Origin of the sequence: Mycobacterium sp. AMU20-3851 (assembly GCF_043974665.1) — a bacterium.
In the GTDB taxonomy this organism is placed as follows: Bacteria; Actinomycetota; Actinomycetes; order Mycobacteriales; family Mycobacteriaceae; genus Mycobacterium.
In genome coordinates this window covers 5,508,500-5,526,895 of sequence record NZ_CP146371.1, presented here as the reverse complement: position 1 = coordinate 5,526,895, position 18,396 = coordinate 5,508,500, and the positions used below count along the sequence as shown (strand labels likewise).

Genomic DNA, 18,396 nt, shown 5'->3' with positions numbered 1-18,396 from the left:
GAAATGGCTGTCAACGCCATCATGCCGGACACACGCCGATCGGCGCTCGGTACCCGCGGTCTGCGGATCGGCCTGCTCGCGCCGGTGGTCGTCATCTACGCGATCTTCTTCCTCTGGCCGATCCTGACTGTGTTCCTGCGCAGCATCAGCGAAAATGGTCGCTTCGACGCCTCCGCGCCCAGATGGAGCTTCGGGGCCTACCTTCAACTCTTCCAGGACGACTTCCTGCTGCTCGTGGAGTGGCGCACCGTGCTGCTCGCGGTCAACTCGACGCTGATCACGATCCTGCTGGCCTTTCCGACGGCCTACTTCATCTCCCGGCTGAAGCGCCGCACCGCGATGCTGGTGCTGCTACTCGTCCTCGTGCCGTTCTGGATCTCGATCGTGGTGCGACTGTTCTCGGTCACCGCCATCCTGAGCCCGAACGGCCCGCTGAACCAGCTGTCCATCGCGCTCGGATTCGGCCCGCTGACCCTGCTGTACACGCCGGTCGGCACCTTGATCGGCACGGTGATGTACCTGCTGCCCTACATGATCCTGGTGCTCTACGCGGGAATGGTGGCGGTCGACAACAACCTGTTGCTGGCCGCCCGCACCATGGGCGCATCGGCGTCCCGCAGCTTCTTCACCGTGTACCTCCCGCTCATCCGTTCCTCGCTGATCAGCGGTGGACTGCTGATCTTCATCCTGGCGCTGGGCTTCTTCCTGGTGCCGGCCATCCTCGGCGGACCGACCGAGCAGACCATCTCGGTCTACATCCAGCAGCAGATCGATGTGTTCCGGTGGGCGATCGCCAGCGCGATGGGCATCCTGCTGCTGATCGCCACGGTCATCTGCTACATCGCGGTCGTCCGGCTCACCGGCGAGTTCAAGGTGGGCGTCGGATCGGTTCAGGTCAAGGGCGTCAGCGCCGAACAACCGTTCCGCTGGTCGGTCCCGATGGCCATCTCGGCGGCGCTGTCGGCACTCACCATTGCGGTGCTGGTCATCCCCGTGCTGTTCGTTTTCCCGCTGTCGGTCGGCGAGACCGGGACCGTCGTCTTCCCGCCGCGCGGCTTCACCCTGCAGTGGTACGCGCAGGTCTTCACCTCCCAGACCTGGCTCGGGCCGATCGGGCAGAGCCTGATCGTCGGTGCCGGCGCCGGAATCATCTCGGTGGCAATCGGGCTGGTCCTCGCCCACGTGATGCGCTCGATGACGTCAACTGTCGGCAAGGCTGTGATCTCCGGGTTGGCCTTCGCACCCATCATCACGCCGGCCATCCTGCTCGCGATCGGGATGTACGACGTGCAACTGCAACTGGGGATCACCGGCACCGTGTGGGGGCTGATCCTGGCGCACACCGTCATCGCCGCACCGCTGTCGTTCGCGCTGATCGCCGCCGCCATGAACGGATCCGACTCTGGCCTCGAACAGGCGGCCTGGACCCTCGGCGCATCGCGGACCCGAGCGTTCTGGACCATCGTCGTGCAGGGGATTCTGCCCAGTGTCGCAGGCGCATTCGTCATCGCGTTCGTGACCTCGTGGGATGAGGTGGTGCTCGCGCTGTTCCTGCAGACCGGCCCCACCAAGACCCTGCCGGTCACGATCTACAAATACCTGGAGAGCGGCATCGTCCCCACCGTGCCCGCGGTCGCATCACTGTTGGTCGTCGCCGTCGTCATCATCCTCGCCATCCGCGGGGTCATCACCGTGGCACGGAACCGACGTGCCCCGAGGATTCAGGAGTCATAGATGGGTACAACTGAGTCCGCCGGTGTGTCCCGCGGCGAAGTCACCGCCACCGCGGTGGGATTGGACTACCACGGCAAGCCCGCGCTCGATGATACCGACCTGCATGTGCGCGCCGGCGAGTTCTTCACGCTGTTGGGGCCCAGCGGATCTGGAAAGACCACCCTGCTGCGCATCATCGCCGGACTGCTCGACGCCACCCGCGGACGGGTCGACATCGACGGCACCGATGTGACCCGGGTGCCCACCCAGCGTCGCGATATCGGGTTCGTGTTCCAGAACTACGCGCTGTTCCCGCATCTGACCGTCGCGCAGAACATCGAATACGGACTGAAGGTGCGGCGCATGGACGCCGCGGCGCGCAGCCGCCGAGTCAAGGAGATGCTGGAACTCGTCGCGCTGGAGCGCCTCGGTGACCGGCCACCCAGCCAGCTCAGCGGTGGTCAGCAGCAGCGGGTCGCGCTCGCCCGGGCGCTCGCGCAGGGTCCCCGGGTGCTGCTGCTCGACGAGCCGCTCGGGGCGCTCGACCGGGCCCTTCGCCAAGATCTGGGCGCCGAAGTCCGCCGCATTCAGCAGCAGTCGAACACCACCGCCATCTACGTCACGCACGACCAGGACGAAGCCTTCATCCTCTCCGACCGGATGGGCGTTATGCGCGACGGCCGGATCTGCCAGATCGGGCGACCGGAAGACATCTACCGGGCGCCGCAGGACCTCTTCGTGGCACGGTTCCTCGGCCAGGCCAACCTGCTCGACGTGGACATCCTCCAACGGTCCGCGGACACCTTCCACGTGGCCCGGGGCGAGCACCGGATACATGCCAAGGCAACGGATCTGGTCACCGGTGCGGCCGCCACCTGCGTGGTGCGGCCCGAACAGATCTCGCTGTGTGACACCGCTCCGGCCGAGGGTTATGACCTCATCGGCCGCGGGGAGGTCACGGTATCCCGATTCCTCGGGCAACGTCACAGCGTGCACATCAGCATCGACGGCATGGAGATCACCGCCGATCTCGATCCGTACGGCCCCGTACCCCGCACCGGTGAGACCGTCGGCGCCTGCGTCCGGACCGGCCATGCAGCACTCATCCCCCGCACACACACCACGGAAGCAGGAAAGTGATGACAACCAAAGGAAATCGGGCTCGCAAGATCGGGGCGGCGCTGGCCGTCACCGCGCTGGCTGTGACGGCATGCGGATCCGGCGGCTCGGAGGACTCGGCAGCCGGCGGCGGGGACATCCTGTTCTATGACACCAGTGGCGGTGACGTCTGGACCCAGCTGGACGCGACGCTGTTCGCCGACTACACCGCCGCCAGCGGAGTCACTGTCACCGACGACTACAACGAGGCGGCGACCAAGTTCTTCGGCGCCGCCGAGGTTGGCCAGGTGCCGTGGAGCCTGGTGTTCTTCCCGACCGTCAACGACGCCCGAAATGCCGCCGAGGCAGGTTATCTCGCCGAGATCGATACCGCGACCGTGCCGGTGGACAAGCTCACCGAGGGCAGTTACGACGCCCATGGCATCCAGGTCGGCACCTTCGGCATGGTGCTGGCCTGGGACGGTGACGCCTACCCAGCGGCGCCCACCTCGATGAGCGACCTCTGGGACACGGCCAAGTTCCCGGGCAAGCGTTGTTTCTTCAACAACCCGCAGTACGGGTGGACACTGGAGGCCGCGCTCCTGGCTGACGGTGTGGCACCGACTGAGCTGTACCCCCTCGATGTCGATCGTGCCCTGACCAAACTCGACGAGATCAAGTCGGACATCGCTTGGTGGACAAGCGGTGCGCAGTCCATCGAATCCTTCGAGAACGGGTCGTGCGATATCGGCATCCTGTGGGCCAACCGTGCCACCGTCGCCAAGATGGACAACGGATTCCCGATGGAGATCAGCTGGAACGGCGCCGGGTTCTCCAACAGTGTCTGGGCCATCCCCGCCGACGCGCCCAACAAGGCTGCCGCCCAGGAGCTATTGGCCAACGTCATCGACAACACCGCCGGCCAGGTTGCGTTCGCATCCAAGATCCCGACCCCGATTCCCGCTTCGGTGAAGGATGTCAAACCCGAGGACTTCCCCGCCGAGGTTCGGCCATTCCTGCCCATCGGTGACAACGTCGTCGATGCCATTCCGCAGAACACCGACTACTACGCGACCAACCTCGACGCGGTGGTGGACCAGTTCAACCGCTGGGTCGGCCAGTAGATAACGCTTCGATCCTCGAACACGTTGGGAACAAACATGAAAATCGTCTGCATCGACGGTGAATCGCAGTACCGTGATCTCGTCGAGCGTGATGTCGTGACTCCGCTGCGCGCGGCGGGACACCAGTTCGACTGGTTCGAAGAGTCGTTCGCCGACACCGATGCGACGATCGCCCGGGCCGCCGGATACGACGGGCTGTACGTGATCGGCGACCAGGGGCCGGTCCCGGCGGGCCTGCTGCGGGCCAACCCCTCGCTCAAACTGGTCAGTTTCGTCGGGACCGGCGCCCGCCGGTTCGTCGCGATGGACGAGGCCGCCGAGTGCGGTGTCACCGTGACCAATGTCCCGGACTTCGCCAGCCAGAGCGTCGCCGAGCATGCGTTGGGATTGGTGTTTGCCGCCGCCCGCCGGATCGTAGAGGGGGACAAGATCGTCCGTGACGGTCGGTGGGAGAAGAACCAAGGACTCAAGCTGGCGGGCCGCCGGCTCGGCGTCGTCGGCGCCGGTGCGATCGGCAGCCGGATGATCGCGCTGGGGAACGGGATCGGGATGGAGGTCGTGTACTGGTCACGCACGGCCGACACCGCCCGCGATGAACGTCTGGGCGCCCGGCGTGTCGAACTCGACGAACTGTTCGCGACCTCGGATGTGGTGTCGCTGCACCTGACGCACAGCGCCGATACCGACGGGCTGATCTCCCGCCCGCTCTTGGAGCGACTGCGGCCGAATGCAATCCTGGTGAACACCGCCCGTGCGGAGATCGTCGACAATGTCGCACTGAACGAACTCCTTTCCCGGCAGGCCATTTTCGGGGCAGGTATCGATGTATTCACCGAGGAACCACCCCTGCCGGAGTCACTGCCGCCGGCCGGGGCCAACGCCGTGCTATCAGCACACGTCGGCTTCCACACCGATGAGGCCGACGATGTGTTCCGCCTTGCCGGCGAGAACATCCTGGCCTTCGCGGCCGGCACCCCCACCAACGTCATCGTCTGACAGACAGAGAGAATTTCGTGAAGATCCAGTACGCCACCCACCCCGACGACGTCGCCGCACTCAGCGGTCAGCAGCTGCGCGACCGGTTCCTCAACAACGACCTGTTCGCGGCCGGGGAGGTCCGGCTGACCTACACCCATCACGACCGGATGGTGTTGGGCGGCGTGGTGCCCCCCGTGGGCGAATGGCTGGCGTTACCGACGCCCGCCGCGCTGCGCGCCGAACAGTTCTGTGACCGAAGGGAACTCGCAGTCGTCGCCGTTGCCGGCAAGTCCCGGGTGCGCGCCGACGGCCGGGAGTGGGACCTGGACAAGGGGGACGTTCTGTATCTGGGTCGGGGCGCAGCCGACATCGCGTTCTCCGGAACGGAGGCCGACAGTGCGCTCTTCCTGGCTTCGGCGCTGGCACATGTGCGGCACCCGCATGCACTGGTCACCCTCGCCGATGCCGACGCGACGTCGGCCGGGGAGTTGGAGACCGCTAACCGGCGCACCATCTACAAGCACCTGCAGCCGGGCGGGGTGCCGACCGCCCAACTGGTGCTGGGCATCACCGCGCTGGAACCGGGCAGCGTCTGGAACACCATGCCGCCGCATCTGCATGACCGGCGCACCGAGGCCTACCTGTACTTCGATCTTCCTGAGGCAGACCGTATCCAGCACTTCATGGGTAAGCCCGACGAACTGCGGCCACTCACCGCAAGCAACCTGGACCTGGTCGTCTCACCCAGCTGGTCCGTGCATTTCGGCGCAGGCACCTCGAACTACACGTTCGTCTGGGTTATGGCCGGCGAGAATCAGCCTTTCACCGATATGGACCATGTCTCGATATGCGATCTGTGCTGATCGCATCGATACTGATGCACCGGCACGGCCGGCCAGGTGAACCGTCTGAGGTGAGGGGAGCGGTCAGATGACAAGCAGGGACGCGGAACCCATCGCGGGGACGCAGAGCCTCGACCGGGCGCTGCAGGTGCTCCTGCAGGTCGCCGAGGCGCCGCCGCCCGGGCTGACGTTGGCGGCCTGCAGCAGCATCCTCGGCTACGCCAAGCCGACCACCCAACGGATGCTACGCACGTTGGTCGCGCGGAACTTCCTGGCATACAACGACGAACTGGGCGTGTATACCCTCGGTGTCGCGAACGTCGTACTCGGTTCGGAGTATCTGAGCCGGTTGGACCTTCGTCGGGTGGCTCTGCCCCAGATGCGGGCGCTGGTCGCTGAGACCGGCGAGACGGCGCACTTGGGGGTCGTCACCGGTCACGACGTGGTGTACATCGAGGTTGTCGACTCACCACAACCGGTGCGCATCTTCAGTCGGGTCGGCACGGCGGTGCCCGCCTACGCCACGGCGATCGGCAAGGCGATTCTGGCCTGGATGGAGCCCGACGTGCTGGCCGATCATCTGCCCGACGTTTTCGTGCCCCGCACCGCGAACACCGTGATCGACCGTGCTGCGGTGGACATCGAGATATCACGGTCGAGAGACCGCGGCTATGCAGTCGACGATGAGGAAAATCGGATCGGGATCCGTGGGTTTGCGGCGCCGATCTTCGACCACACCGGTGCGGTCACCGCGGCGGTCAGCATCGCTGGTCCGGCTGACCGGGTGGACACCGACACCGACGACCGATTGGGCAGCGCAGTTGTCGTCGCGGCTGCAGCCATCTCGCATCAGCTCGGTCACCGCAGCTCGGCCCGGACCGACGGCGATGGCTGACACTGAACCGTTCTCCGGCCGCACCGCGGTGGTCACCGGTGCCAGCCGGGGCATCGGCCTGGCCATCGCGGTCCGGCTCGCCCGCGGCGGTGCGGACATCATCGGAATCGCGCGCACGGCATCCTCGTTGGCCGACTGCGCGGCTGCGGTGCGGGCTGCCGGTCAGGCGTTCACACCCGTTGCCGCCGAGTTGGGCTCGCGCCCCGAGGTCTATGCAGCCATCGAGTCGGTCCGGAATCACCGGATCAACATCCTCGTACACGCCGCCGGCATCAATCGGCGCGCCCCGGCCGAACTGCACGGTGACGACCTGTGGGACGAAGTCCTCGCGGTGAACCTCACTGCGCCGTTCATCCTGACCCGGGAGCTCGGCCGTGACATGGTGGCGCGGGGTTCGGGCAATGTCGTCTTCATCGCCTCACTGTTGAGTTTCCAGGGCGGGGTGACCGTGCCCGGGTACGCCGCCAGCAAGGGCGGTGTCGCGCAGCTGACCAAGGCCTTCGCCAACGAGTGGGCCGGCCGCGGCGTGAACGTCAACGCGATCGCGCCCGGATACGTCCGCACCGACATGAACGAGGCGCTGGTGGCCGATGCGACACGCAACGCGCAGATATCGGAGCGGATTCCGGCCGGCCGGTGGGCCGAACCGGACGACATCGCAGGTGCGGTCGCATTCCTGGCCACAGCGGACGCCCGGTACCTGCACGGCGCCGTGGTTCCGGTCGATGGCGGCTGGCTGGCGCGCTAGCTTGATGCGTCGGGGCACAACGCAACTCGTCGGCAGAGCGATCGCTGATGCCAACGGTAATCGCACCGGAAAGGTAGCCGGCCGTCCAGCGGCGGGCGACGCGGCTGTCGCGCAGGGTGACCCACAGGCAGTCTGTTGCGGCGCCGGACCGGGCTTGCCACAGTGATTGTATGGACAATACGAACGCGCCTCCGACGGTGTTCGTGAGCCGAGCCAGGTCGGCAGACCGTGCGTGCGTGCGGCGGTGGTGGCTGCTGGTCGGCGTGGGGTTCTTGGTGCTGGTTGCGTCCTACGTGGGCCTGGTGCTGACGCCGGGAGGCCAGGCGTTGGAGAACGCCGCGCTCCGCGGTGCCGACCAGGTGGGTATGCAGCGGCGTGCGGAGTCCGATGCGGCACTGGCGGTGATCACGGTGACCACACTGACCATCGCGTGCGCACTCATCGCAGTTGTCGGGCTGCTGCGCCGCTCGGTCCCGCTTGCCGCCGCGGCGCTCGGCACCGTGGTCATCGGGCTGCTGGTCGTCGAGACGCTCAAGCGTGTGGTGCTGCCGCGCCCGGCCCTCGTTGAGACCGTCGGCGGGTACACCGAGAACAGTTTTCCCAGTGGGCACACGGCGATTGCCCTCGGCGTGCTCGCGGCCGCGCTGATGCTTGCCACCTGGCGGACCCGTGGCGTGGTGATGTTTGTCGTCGCGAGCTGGGCCGTGGCAATTGCGGGGTACACGATCACCTCGAAGTGGCACCGCCTGAGCGATACTCTCGGGTCAGCGGGCATTGTGCTCGTCGTGGCATCCCTGGCCGCGTTGTGGCTGCATCGGCAGGGGCTCATCCGCCACGTCGGTGCGGGTGGCCACCGTGCGCGCCTCATCTTGGTCGTTGCCCCGCTCGTTGTCCTACTGGTGCTGGCCATGGGTCTTGGCGGTTCCCTGCTGGTGCTCACCCGGGATCTGTTCGACCGCGACCCCATCACGGACGACAACGTCTTCCTCGCCTTCCAGCTGCTGGCCGCGGCCGGGTCGGTCGCGACCGCGCTGGCGCTGTGGTGGAGCTGGCACCGGCTCGAGGTCGTGACCCCTGGGCGGGGACGGCTTGCCCGTGTGACGGACCGCGGCACAGGAGCAGCCGCTTGAACCTGGGCGTCGCCAGTCAACTCGGGCGCGAGCCGATCACCGATGCCGCCGGCGCGTGGACTCGGCGACGGCGCCGGTGAAAGTCGTGGCTGCCGGGGGAGCCCTCGGAGCCTATGGCGTCGAGGAATGTGCGAGGGGGTCAGCTCTGTTCATGTCGCGGCTGCTCGACGGACGCGGGGGTCAACAGGAAGAGCCGAAACTGTCTATTGGCGGCGAGACGTTGGGCGATAGCGTAGTTCGGCCAATGCGCCAGGATGGTGTTCCATGCCGCGTCGCGGCGGTTACCGGTGAGCTGCTGCACATCGACCGTGAACTGTTCACGGCGGCGCCGCACCGTGGCCCGTTGTGCAGACTGTAAATTCGCCGTCCACGAGGGGTGGGCGGGGCGCCCCCAATTCGAGCCGACTAACAGCATGCTGTCCCCATCCGGGACGTATTGCACTGAGGCCGTGCGAGAGAGACCGCTCTTTCGGCCTGGGACGGTGATCTGCGCGCAGGGCAGTCCGGCCAGATCGAGCACACCGAACTGGCCCCGAGTGATCCACCGCAGCATGGGTTCGAGTCGCTCGATGAGCGGTCGTTGCGCGAGGATGAGCCATCGGTAAGCCCAGGGACGGCGAGCAATTCGCTGCAGTGGATTCACTGTTGTCCGCCGTCCTTCTTGATGGTGGCACTGCCCGCCGGCAGCTGGGCGGGACTCGTCTCGTGCTGCGTTGCTCGACCGTCCGCAGTCACTGCAGCGCTGCCTGGAACCCTCGGTGATAGGTCGGCGATCACCAACCGGTAGCCCAGATCGAGTTCAGCCAGGTGCTGGATGTCTTGGTGGCGTCGTGACCAGGCGCCACTGTCGATGTCCAGACGCAACCGGTCAAGGCCGGCCTCGACTTCCTCGTGGGGTGTCAGTGCGAGCATGGACATGCCGGCCCGCACGGTCGGGTCAAGGTAAGCGTGGGGCCTGCGCCAGTACGCGCCGCCGAATCCGTCGACGCAATCGTGGGGCACCGCGACGGGCTCGACCCTATGCCGAGGCAGGAGTGCCCTCAGCTCGTCAATGGGCACACTGAGCCTCCTGTCGGTCTCGGCGGCGGCCGGTAGATATTCCTGAAGTAGCCAGAACTGGCGGAACAGGTTGTGGTCCCAGGTCAGAACGACAATGCGGCGGCGTGCAATGCGCGCCAGCTCGCTGAGACCGCGGGGCCAGTCGGTCCAGTGGTGCACGGTGAGGACGGCTAGGGCTGCATCGACGGATTTGGTCGCGACCGGTAGTTGTTCGGCACGCGCCTGTATCGCTGGCGCGACGGGGGCGGGCCCGGGTCCGCCGCAGGGGATGTCGGGTGCGCGTCGTTGAGCAATCATTACCCTGCTGGGTTCGACCGCCAAGACGGTTTGGGTAGGTTCATAGGAACCGGTGCCGGCGCCCACGTTGACCACCGACGCCATGCCTGCCAGGGCGATATTGATCCGATCGGCGATGCGCGGATCAGGTTGTCGGGTCTGCAGATAGGTGAGCCCGGTGTGGTCGTAACGCTGGGCATTCACAGCACGGGGAGAACGCGTTTGGGATGCATGCCATCGACCATGCCGAGGAAGGGAGGGTGGATGCTGTAGCCCAGCATCCGGCGGATGTTCTCCGACAGGGTGGCCGCCGTTGTTGGTGGGGTCGACAGGGCGAATGCCTCCTGCGGGCGAAGCCACGGCTGGCAATACTGTGCCGTGAGTGCGAGCCGAGCGCGGTCTGTGCTGTTGGCCCCTCCACCGTGCCACAAGGTGCCGAGAAAGACCACCACTGATCCGGCCGGCATCTCGATGGACACCAGTTCATCTGCCGCTGTTGGTCTTCGGTCATCATTCCAGTGGTGGCTTCCCGGTATGAGAACGGTGGCTCCGTTGTCGTTGGTGAATTCCGAGATCGCCCATATGGCTGCGACGCTGAGCGCAGGCCGTGGTCGACGCAGCGGGTACATGCCGTCGTCGAAATGCAGGAGTTGAGAGGTCTGGCCCGGACCGATACTGATCGCCTGTAGTTGAGATAGCAGATAATTGGGCATCAGCAACTGGTCCAGCAGTGCCAGGACGCGCGGATGCTCCACGACCTCGTCGCAGATCCGGGTCTTGGTCAACAGACTGTAGATCCGGCGAGTCCGGGTCCCTTCGAACGTATTACGCCCAGTGGGCCCCAGCAACGCCGTCAGCTCTGCGGCAATAGCCGCACAAGCCTTTTGCGCGAGCACATCCTCCATGACCAGGTAGCCGTCGCGATCCAGCTGCTGGATCGCGATGCGAATCCAGTCCTGCACTGCAGTGACGCTCGCGGCTGCGGAGGTGAAGGTTCCGGTGCGGTCTACATGCAGGTCTTCGAGACGGTTCACCGCACCCATGCCGTCAGCTTTCGTCGAGGCCGACCGCGCCGGCAACGAAGGCCCAGATCTGATCGATCACCTCGGTTGCGGGCGGGCGTGGGTCACGGGTCAGGCACACCGCGATGACGGCATTGGTGCCGCCGATCGTTGCCGCAGCGAGGTATTCGGGATCGCGGCGTGCATCGATCTCGCCTTTACGCTGAGCTTGGGCCATGTTCTTCGCCCCGATTGCACTCATTTCCTGCAACCACCGCCCTCGTGCGGTGGCGAGCTCACCCTCGCCGAGGCCGGCGAGCATGACCGGCGCCACGGGGTCGGCGTAAAGGAACTCCACCCAGTCGGCGATGCGCCGGTGTTCGCGTTCAGCCCAGGTCGCTCCGGGGTAGGAACGCAGCGCGATCGTACGGCAGAAGCGCTGGTAGAACGCATCGACAACTGCTACCAGCAGGCCAGTCCGATTGCCGAAGTAGCGGTAGGGCAGGCCATCGCTGACCCCCGCACGCCGTGCCACCGCTGCTACCTCGAATGATCCGGTACCAGCCAACTCCTCGGTGGCCGCGGCGACGAGCTGTTCGCGGGAGCGTTGCCCGCGCGTCGACTTCACCACGGCAGTCATGCCCTCATGCTAAGTTGAGTTCAACTCAAAAATCAAGGTCTTGGACCCTCGCAATTGGGCGGCAGTGGTGTCCAGGCGTAGTGGTGCGACCGACGATGTGCTTGGCTTCGCCGACGCCTTTGGGCGCACATCGTTTACTGGCTTCTATTGAGCCGCTTGAACTTCCCACACCTCCTATGCCCGTTGGGTTCAGGGCCGATCGGCCATGCGATGGTCGAGGTTCGGGGTAATCGCTGTTGCCACGTGCGCGCGTCTGCCCTACTCTCCAGATAGAACGTTCTTTCTAGCGCGGCCGGCTATGGCCGCTGTCGTTTCAAGTCTGCGTAGCTACCAGGGGGGGCAAGTGAAAATCGGGGAGGCGCAGAGACTTCTGAGGTTCTCGGCAGCGGCATTCTTGCTCGGTTGGGGGCTGCATGTGGTGGATCACCTGCGGCGGGGGATGTCCGCATCGCCGGCATTCGTGATGGTGGGTGGATTCGTGCAGGGAGTCGTCGTGATTGTCGCGGTCACCATGGCATTTCGCGGACATCCACGCTCGGATATGGCCGCTGTGTTCACCGGCGTCGGCAGCGCTGTGCTCTTCAGCTACGCACACCTGTTGCCGAGTTTCTGGCCGGCATTTCAAGACAGCTTTGTCTCCGGCCCTCGCATCAACGTGAGTTGGTTCTCGTGGGTGACGGCGCTATCTGAGATCGGTACAGGGCTTCTGTTCGCGTACGCCGGGTTGCGGGCGAGGCGGAGCTGACAACCTGGCTGGACGCATCTGATGCCGGTGAGCGTGCATCGGGCGGCGCAGATCGCGGGCCGTCAACAACGGGACGGGGGACGGCGTGAGTGTGGTGTCGGTGGCCGGATGGGCCGGATTTGGTATCACCCTGGTGGCGGCGCGGCAGCTGCTTCGGCCCAGCTTCTATCGGTACGTGCGGCGGTTGTTGGACGGACATCGGCTCACCTCCTTGCCCATCTTTGTCCGCCCGGTCGAGATCATCGGGGTGCGCTGATGGTCAAGCGACGGAATTCAGGCCCGGAGGGCGCCGATGGCGCCCGGTTGCGTACCGCCGTGCAGGACCTGCGAATCGCATTGGCGCTCGGCACGCGGCGAGTGGCCGCAATGGCCGGACTGAAAGATTCCGATTTGGAAGTGCTTGACCTGCTCACCCGGAACGGACCTCAATCACCGTCCACGTTGGCCCGCCGCCTGTCGATGCAGCCGGCAACCATCACCGGTGTTCTGCGCCGCCTGGAAGATGCAGGCTGGGTTATTCGCCGTCACCACGATCACGATCGCCGCAGCGTCGAAATCGAATCGGTCGGCTTTGATCGGCTCGACGCGCTCTACCGCGACGCCAGCGACAGGCCGGACGCACTACAGGCATCGATGCGGCCCTCGCAGGTCGAAACCGTACTGACCTATTTGAACGAAGCAACCGCTGCTATCACAATGGCCACCGGGGAACTGCAGGATCCCGGTGCGACACAGGCAGCATCGGATCAACCGCAATCATGATCATCGCGGTACTCGGCGCGAGCGGCCCCACCGGCCGGTTGCTCATCGACCGCCTCCTCGCCGACGGGCACGATGCCACCGCACTGGTACGCCGACCGGATCGCTTTCCGACGGCCGGGCAACGGCTGCGTGTGGTCAGTGGTGACGCAACCTCACTGCCGGACGTATCGGCGGCTATCGCCGGCGCTGACGCTGTGGTGTCGGTGCTGGGAACCACTTTCAGCCGCAAACCGATTGACCTGTATTCCGCATCGGCACAGGCGATCTGCGCAGCAATGACCGAAAAGTGCATGAGCTGGTTGATCGTCACCAGTTCGGCAGCACTCAGCGACTGGACTGATCCCGGGTGGAGTTGGGCGGAGAGAACACTCGCTCGGCCAATCCTGGACCGGATAGGCCGCACCCTCTACGCCGACATGGCGCGGATGGAATCCATCGTCAGGGCTACCACACTGGACTGGACGATCATGCGTCCCCTTGGCCTGGCCAACCTCACGCCGCCGACCACCTACCAGATCGCCGAAGATCACGTCGCCGGACGTCAAACCGCACGAGGCGATCTCGCGTCCGCCATCGTTGACCAGCTGGCCAGCAACGAATTCAGCCGAAAGACCGCCGCGGTGGCTACCGTCGATAAGCACCAAGGTCTTGTGCGCACGATCTGGCGCGAAGGTATCGTGCGCGGGTGATCACGATGGTGTCGACGGGGAGATCGTTTCCTCGTAGGGGCAGCACTCTTCAGCGCGTCACGACGAAACGCATTATGTGCCCGCGGTAGAGCGCGCCTGCCTCGGCGGTCAGATCCGCTGTTCGACACGTGGTTACGAGTTCGTCCGGAGTCAGCAGCCGAAATGGTGATCGGTCCAAGTGGTGCAACCACGTCGCCAATCGTGTGCGCGCCAAGTCGTAGCCGACGAACACCCCGCCGGGCCGCAGCACGCGGGCGACCTCCCCGATCGCAATCTCCCAATCGACGATGTGATGCAGCATCAGGCAACACACCACGGAGTCGAAGGTCTCGTCAGCGAAGGGCAGCGCCGTGGCGTCGGCCGGGACCGCTCGCGCGGAAGGGTGCGGTGCCAGGCGGCGCGCGGATGCGGCCACCATCACCGGGTCGAGGTCACTGGCCGTCACCGCCGCGTTCGGCAGGCACCGTTGCAGAGCGGCGGCCACCCCGCCGGCACCGGATCCGATCTCAAGGACATCGCAACCCAACCGGTCGGGCTGCAGGAGCTTCACGGTGGCATCGGTGCTACGGCGCCACAGCGCTGCGCAACAGAACGCTCGCTCGATACGCGACATTGCCGGCATGAGCCCAGTGTCTCCTTATTGAGTCACTCGGGATTGAACAGATCCGTCCGGCCCGCAGCCAAAGCGCGTGCCACCTGGCCGGGTGCCAGCCCCGCGAGTTCCATGCACACACGGTGTGCATGGGCACCGTCAGCGAAGCCGGCAAGGTGAGCTGAATCGGTGACCGACGCACCACGGTCGAGGTAGTAGAGGGCGGTCAGCAATCTCAACCAACGGCTGGTCGCTGCGAATGACGCGCCTGTGTGTCGACGGAACAGACGGCCGAGATAGTCGGGCGACACTGCCACCGCGCGGGCGACGGCGGCGAGGCCCGCCCTGCCCGGAATGCTCGCCGACAACACGTGCAGGGCGTTCTGCACGGCAGGGTGGACCGGCCCACCCACGGTTGCATTGTCACCGCCGGCGCGCAGCACCTCACATACCGCGGCATCCCCTGCGCTCCGCACGTCATCCACCAGGCGTACCCGGGACGTGATGCTCTCCGCGACAGCGCGTTCTGCCGCCCACACGCCGGAGCCACGGCTCACAGAGTTGAGTGCCGCCCCGGCGCGGGCCAACGGGCTCAGGTACACCGACAGCACCGTTCGGGCCCCGCCCGATCGCAGAGTGTGGCGGGTGCCGCTTGCAATCACCACGACCTGACTCGTCACTGCGCGGCCGTCGCCAGTTACCACCGTCAGTTCGCCATCGAGTCCGACGGTCACCTGCACCACTGGGTGCTGATGAAACTTGAAGCCGGTCATCGGCGCGTCATCGAAAGTGCCGATCAGTGCGAGCCGTCCCGGTCCCACGACCAACCTGCTTTGCACGCTTCACGGTATCTCCGCAAGGTCGAACAAAGCTAGCCCCATTGCGGAGATTTAAATGCCTATGGAGAACCCCGAAGGGAGCCGTCAATCTGCATCAGTTGCCAAGTGCGACAGCAATGTGCAGCCATATCGAGCTCAGACGATCACTTCAAAGGCTCGGGCGTGAAGGTGACGTCGACCGGACCCACTGTCATCGTCACCTGACCTTCCATCACCATCACCTGCGCCGACACCCGCCGGTCGACGGACTGGGCCAGCTGCTGCACCGGTGCATGCGGTATCTGCAGCACCGACAGGTTCGACAGTCCCGCCACCTTGGGGCCGACGGTGCGCCACCAGGTGGCCACGCCGGCCGCGAACGGGAACAGCAGCACCTGCTCGGCCTGGCCGGCAGCCTTGCCCAGCACGCGTTCATCGGGCTGACCGACGTTGATCCACTCCAGGATCCGTCCCGTGTAGTCAGCGAGCCGCAGGTCCGGTACACCAGGGGTGGACAGGCCCGCTCCGAACGACAACTCACCGTCGACGTCGCTGAGCCGGTGTGCGCGCAGCCCAAAAGCCAACAATCGCACCACCATCCGCTCATCGGTCTCACTGGGATGACGGGCGACGGTCAGCGAGTGGTCGGCGTAGTAACCGTGATCGACGTTGGAGACGCCAAGCTCGACTTTGAACACTGTTGCAGAAAGGGCCACGTCCTAGTGTCCACCCTGGAGGCGTTCCCCGAGCAGGCGGGCCGCTTCAAGTGAGCCGGGCGCCGTGCTCGTCGCAGGATCGAGTAGCCATCGATAGACGACCACAGCGACGACCGCAGCATGTCGGCGGTGCTAAACGGGCTGTTGCGAAGTCCATCTCGATGCTGTTGCTGAGATCCTTGTCCTCGGGCGTTGGGAGCTACGTTCCAGTGTCGAGATCGCCGGCGCGGCGAATCAGCGTCCCTGGCCGCACCAGAGCCCGCATCGATTCATGTTCCCACGTCGCCAGCGGCCGGGCACCCGAACCGTTGCGAGTTTGTGTTGGCCCCCGGAAAAGAGGCAGAAGAGCCCACGGACGGCCGCCCTGTCGCTACCGGGCCGGCGCGGCGTTGCCGTGGCTAGGCTGCTCGGGCATGGACGAACTCAACTCAGCACCCTCTCATCGGCTGGCCGGACGCGTCGCCGTCGTCACCGGATCCGCGGGGGGACTCGGTGAGGCCATCGCGGCCCGGCTGGCCGCCGACGGCGCCGCCGTCGCGGGTCTGGACATCGCGGCGCCGCGGGGGCCGGAGACCGAGGGGGTCACGTTCGTCCAATGCGATGTGTCCGAACCGAAGTCGGTGGCGGCGGCGATCGACGACGTCGTCGCGCGGTTCGGCGGGATCGACGTGGTCGTCAACAATGCCGGACTGCTGTCGGGCCGGGCGAGTCTGCTCGAGATGACTCCCGAAGACATGCACCGCTACTACAGCGTCAACGCGGTGGGTGCACTGCTCGTCGTGCAGTCGAGCTTTCCGTTCCTGCGTGACAGTCCGCATCGCGGCCGCGTCATCAACGTCGCCTCGCGGACGTTCTTCACCGGCGGCGCGGGTCAGATCGGATACGTCGCGAGCAAGGGCGCACTGATCGGAATGACACGTGTCATGGCCCGCGAGTTCGGCGAACATCGGATCTGTGTGAACGCGGTGATGCCCGCCCAGGTCGCGACCCCGGGCACGCTTGCCCACTCTGGGGATGACGTTTTCCGAAAAACCATGTCGGCACAGGTGATTCAGGAGTTCGTCACCCCGGAGGATTTCTCTGGGCTGGTCAGCTTCCTGGCCTCACCCGACGCGCGGATGATCACCGGCCAGTGCCTCGTCTGCGACGGTGGAGGACTCTTCCACTAGCGCACGACAGGGCGCGCCGTGCCTTGGCGACGGCTGCGCGGAAGCGTGTTCGGAACAGATACTAAAGCGCTTTTATCAACCTTGGGTTAAATCGGCTGATTCTCTTGCGAACCGCCGTTGTTCAGTGCAGGGTGTGTTGATGAAGCGCTTTAGTAGAGCGTTCAGGGCAGCTGTGAGGAGTGCGCATATGTGGGTACGGAGAAGCCTGGCGGTGGCGGCGACGGCGGCGCTGGCGTTGGGAGTGGCCGGATGTAGCGGAGGCGCCGGCGGCGACGGCGATGACGACACGATCCTGATCGGCATCTCGATTCCACTGACCGGTGACTTCGCCGAGCCCGGTAAGGGTGTGGAGCGTGGCTACCAACTCTGGGCCGAGACGATCAACGCCAACGGCGGTCTGCTGGGTCGTCAGGTCAAACTGAAGATCCTGGACGACAAGTCGCAGGCCGAGGCCGTGGTCTCCGACTACGAAGCGCTGATCGCCCAGGACGGTGCGGACCTCATCTTCGGTCCGTATTCCAGCCGGCTGGTGGTCCCCGCGGCGCGGGTGGCCCAGGAGTACGGCATGTTGTTCGTCGAACCGGCCGGCAATGCCGCCGAGGTCTTCGAGCAGGGCTTCGACCATCTTTTCTACTCGGGACCGTCGGTCGCCGACCACAGCTTGGACCACCTGGTGGACCACGTCCTGCAGATGCCCGAAGACCAGCGCCCCGCGACGGTGGCCATCGTCGCCATGGACGACCCGTTCCCGAAGGCCACTGCGCACGGCGTCCGGGATCGGTTGTCGGAGGGGGGAATCAGGGTCGTCGTCGACGAGCTCTACCCACCGAACCAGACGGACTTCTCGACGCTGGCCGCAAAGATCGCACCCACCAATGCCGACATGGTGATCGGAGGGGCGGCCTACCAGGACGCGGTGAACCTCATCATCGCGATGCAGCAGCTCAACTATCAGCCCAAGATCGCCGGTTTCACCACCGCACCGACCCACCCCGAGTTCGCCAGTGCACTGGGGCCGCGCACGGCAGGCATCCTCGCCCCCACGTCGTATTCGCCGCGATCGGTCACCCCGACCAACCCCGAGTTCGTCGCCGCCTATGAGGCGAAGTACAACCATGCACCCAACGAGGACGAGGCCGCAGCCTACGCGACGGGTCAGGTCGTCGCCGCCGCCGTGGAGAACGTCGGCTGCGCGGAGCAGGGCGAGTGCCAGCAACAGCTGATCGACTACCTGCGCACCGCCGAGGTGCCCACCGTCGTGGGGCCGCTGTCCTGGGACGAGGACGGCCGGCCGAAGGGCGCCAGCATGGTGCTGCAGTGGCAGGACGGCGAGTCCAAGATCGTCCTGCCCGAGGACGTCGCCGAGGCTGAGATCATCGTTCCCAAGCCGAGCTGGTGATC

The 18,396-nt window shown here is 65.7% G+C and carries 21 protein-coding genes; 14 read left to right on the top strand and 7 right to left on the bottom strand.

From position 1 onward, the window contains the following. The first annotated feature begins 3 nt into the window (after positions 1-3). The 8 genes from V4U86_RS26540 (at position 4) to V4U86_RS26505 (ending at position 8,528) form a co-directional block, all read left to right on the top strand. Positions 4-1,734, top strand: a complete 1,731-nt coding sequence (locus tag V4U86_RS26540; RefSeq protein WP_395308824.1) for an ABC transporter permease subunit — start codon at positions 4-6, stop codon at positions 1,732-1,734. After that, positions 1,735-2,853, top strand: coding sequence for an ABC transporter ATP-binding protein (locus V4U86_RS26535; RefSeq protein WP_395308823.1), 1,119 nt, complete (start codon positions 1,735-1,737; stop codon positions 2,851-2,853). Continuing rightward, the gene (locus V4U86_RS26530; protein ID WP_395308822.1) at positions 2,853-3,935 is read left to right on the top strand and encodes an extracellular solute-binding protein; all 1,083 of its coding nucleotides are present in this window, start codon (positions 2,853-2,855) and stop codon (positions 3,933-3,935) included. Before V4U86_RS26535 ends, V4U86_RS26530 begins: the two co-directional genes overlap by 1 nt. Positions 3,936-3,971: 36 nt before the next feature. Beyond that, on the top strand, positions 3,972-4,931 hold the full coding sequence (locus V4U86_RS26525; protein ID WP_395308821.1) for a 2-hydroxyacid dehydrogenase: 960 nt from the start codon (positions 3,972-3,974) through the stop codon (positions 4,929-4,931). Positions 4,932-4,948: 17 nt separating this feature from the next. After that, entirely contained in the window at positions 4,949-5,776 is an 828-nt protein-coding gene (gene kduI / locus V4U86_RS26520) for a 5-dehydro-4-deoxy-D-glucuronate isomerase (RefSeq protein WP_395308820.1), read from the top strand. Positions 5,777-5,843: 67 nt separating this feature from the next. Beyond that, positions 5,844-6,650 (top strand): IclR family transcriptional regulator, encoded by an 807-nt coding sequence (locus tag V4U86_RS26515; protein ID WP_395308819.1) that lies wholly within the window; start codon positions 5,844-5,846, stop codon positions 6,648-6,650. Continuing rightward, the gene (locus tag V4U86_RS26510) at positions 6,643-7,398 is read left to right on the top strand and encodes an SDR family NAD(P)-dependent oxidoreductase (RefSeq protein WP_395308818.1); all 756 of its coding nucleotides are present in this window, start codon (positions 6,643-6,645) and stop codon (positions 7,396-7,398) included. The genes V4U86_RS26515 and V4U86_RS26510 overlap by 8 nt, the downstream gene beginning before the upstream one ends. 236 nt (positions 7,399-7,634) lie before the next feature. Continuing rightward, entirely contained in the window at positions 7,635-8,528 is an 894-nt protein-coding gene (locus V4U86_RS26505; protein ID WP_395308817.1) for a phosphatase PAP2 family protein, read from the top strand. 139 nt (positions 8,529-8,667) lie between these two features. On the opposite strand, the gene V4U86_RS26500 is transcribed toward V4U86_RS26505, so the two are convergent. Genes V4U86_RS26500 through V4U86_RS26485 form a run of 4 tightly spaced genes read right to left on the bottom strand, consistent with a single transcriptional unit; the run spans position 8,668 to position 11,504 of the window. Beyond that, positions 8,668-9,171, bottom strand: coding sequence for a nitroreductase family deazaflavin-dependent oxidoreductase (locus V4U86_RS26500; RefSeq protein ID WP_395308816.1), 504 nt, complete (start codon positions 9,169-9,171; stop codon positions 8,668-8,670). Next, a complete protein-coding gene (locus V4U86_RS26495; protein WP_395308815.1) occupies positions 9,168-10,067 on the bottom strand; it encodes a class I SAM-dependent methyltransferase in 900 nt (299 codons plus the stop codon). The genes V4U86_RS26500 and V4U86_RS26495 overlap by 4 nt, the downstream gene beginning before the upstream one ends. Further along, the gene (locus V4U86_RS26490; RefSeq protein WP_395308814.1) at positions 10,064-10,906 is read right to left on the bottom strand and encodes a phytanoyl-CoA dioxygenase family protein; all 843 of its coding nucleotides are present in this window, start codon (positions 10,904-10,906) and stop codon (positions 10,064-10,066) included. Before V4U86_RS26490 ends, V4U86_RS26495 begins: the two co-directional genes overlap by 4 nt. Positions 10,907-10,910: 4 nt before the next feature. After that, positions 10,911-11,504, bottom strand: a complete 594-nt coding sequence (locus V4U86_RS26485; RefSeq protein WP_395308813.1) for a TetR/AcrR family transcriptional regulator — start codon at positions 11,502-11,504, stop codon at positions 10,911-10,913. Between the two features lie 343 nt (positions 11,505-11,847). On the opposite strand from V4U86_RS26485, the gene V4U86_RS26480 reads away from it, so the two are divergent. The 4 genes from V4U86_RS26480 (at position 11,848) to V4U86_RS26465 (ending at position 13,700) form a co-directional block, all read left to right on the top strand. Beyond that, positions 11,848-12,249 (top strand): hypothetical protein, encoded by a 402-nt coding sequence (locus V4U86_RS26480; RefSeq protein ID WP_395308812.1) that lies wholly within the window; start codon positions 11,848-11,850, stop codon positions 12,247-12,249. 85 nt (positions 12,250-12,334) lie between these two features. Next, a complete protein-coding gene (locus V4U86_RS26475; RefSeq protein WP_395308811.1) occupies positions 12,335-12,505 on the top strand; it encodes a hypothetical protein in 171 nt (56 codons plus the stop codon). Continuing rightward, positions 12,505-13,011, top strand: a complete 507-nt coding sequence (locus V4U86_RS26470) for a MarR family transcriptional regulator (protein WP_395308810.1) — start codon at positions 12,505-12,507, stop codon at positions 13,009-13,011. Before V4U86_RS26475 ends, V4U86_RS26470 begins: the two co-directional genes overlap by 1 nt. Beyond that, entirely contained in the window at positions 13,008-13,700 is a 693-nt protein-coding gene (locus tag V4U86_RS26465; RefSeq protein ID WP_395308809.1) for an NAD(P)-dependent oxidoreductase, read from the top strand. The genes V4U86_RS26470 and V4U86_RS26465 overlap by 4 nt, the downstream gene beginning before the upstream one ends. Before the next feature lie 49 nt (positions 13,701-13,749). Here the strand turns inward: V4U86_RS26465 and V4U86_RS26460 are convergent, their stop codons facing one another. From V4U86_RS26460 to V4U86_RS26450, 3 genes are all read right to left on the bottom strand, one after another. Continuing rightward, positions 13,750-14,322 carry a class I SAM-dependent methyltransferase gene (locus V4U86_RS26460; RefSeq protein WP_395308808.1) on the bottom strand — a complete coding sequence of 191 codons (573 nt, stop codon included), beginning with the start codon at positions 14,320-14,322 and terminating at the stop codon, positions 13,750-13,752. A 23-nt stretch (positions 14,323-14,345) separates the two neighbouring features. Continuing rightward, a complete protein-coding gene (locus V4U86_RS26455) occupies positions 14,346-15,113 on the bottom strand; it encodes an AraC family transcriptional regulator (RefSeq protein ID WP_395308807.1) in 768 nt (255 codons plus the stop codon). 161 nt (positions 15,114-15,274) lie between these two features. Beyond that, positions 15,275-15,826 carry a YaeQ family protein gene (locus V4U86_RS26450; RefSeq protein ID WP_395308806.1) on the bottom strand — a complete coding sequence of 184 codons (552 nt, stop codon included), beginning with the start codon at positions 15,824-15,826 and terminating at the stop codon, positions 15,275-15,277. Between the two features lie 413 nt (positions 15,827-16,239). On the opposite strand from V4U86_RS26450, the gene V4U86_RS26445 reads away from it, so the two are divergent. After that, a complete protein-coding gene (locus V4U86_RS26445; RefSeq protein ID WP_395308805.1) occupies positions 16,240-16,995 on the top strand; it encodes an SDR family NAD(P)-dependent oxidoreductase in 756 nt (251 codons plus the stop codon). A gap of 187 nt (positions 16,996-17,182) precedes the next feature. Further along, positions 17,183-18,394 carry an amino acid ABC transporter substrate-binding protein gene (locus V4U86_RS26440; protein WP_395308804.1) on the top strand — a complete coding sequence of 404 codons (1,212 nt, stop codon included), beginning with the start codon at positions 17,183-17,185 and terminating at the stop codon, positions 18,392-18,394. Positions 18,395-18,396 lie beyond the last annotated feature (2 nt).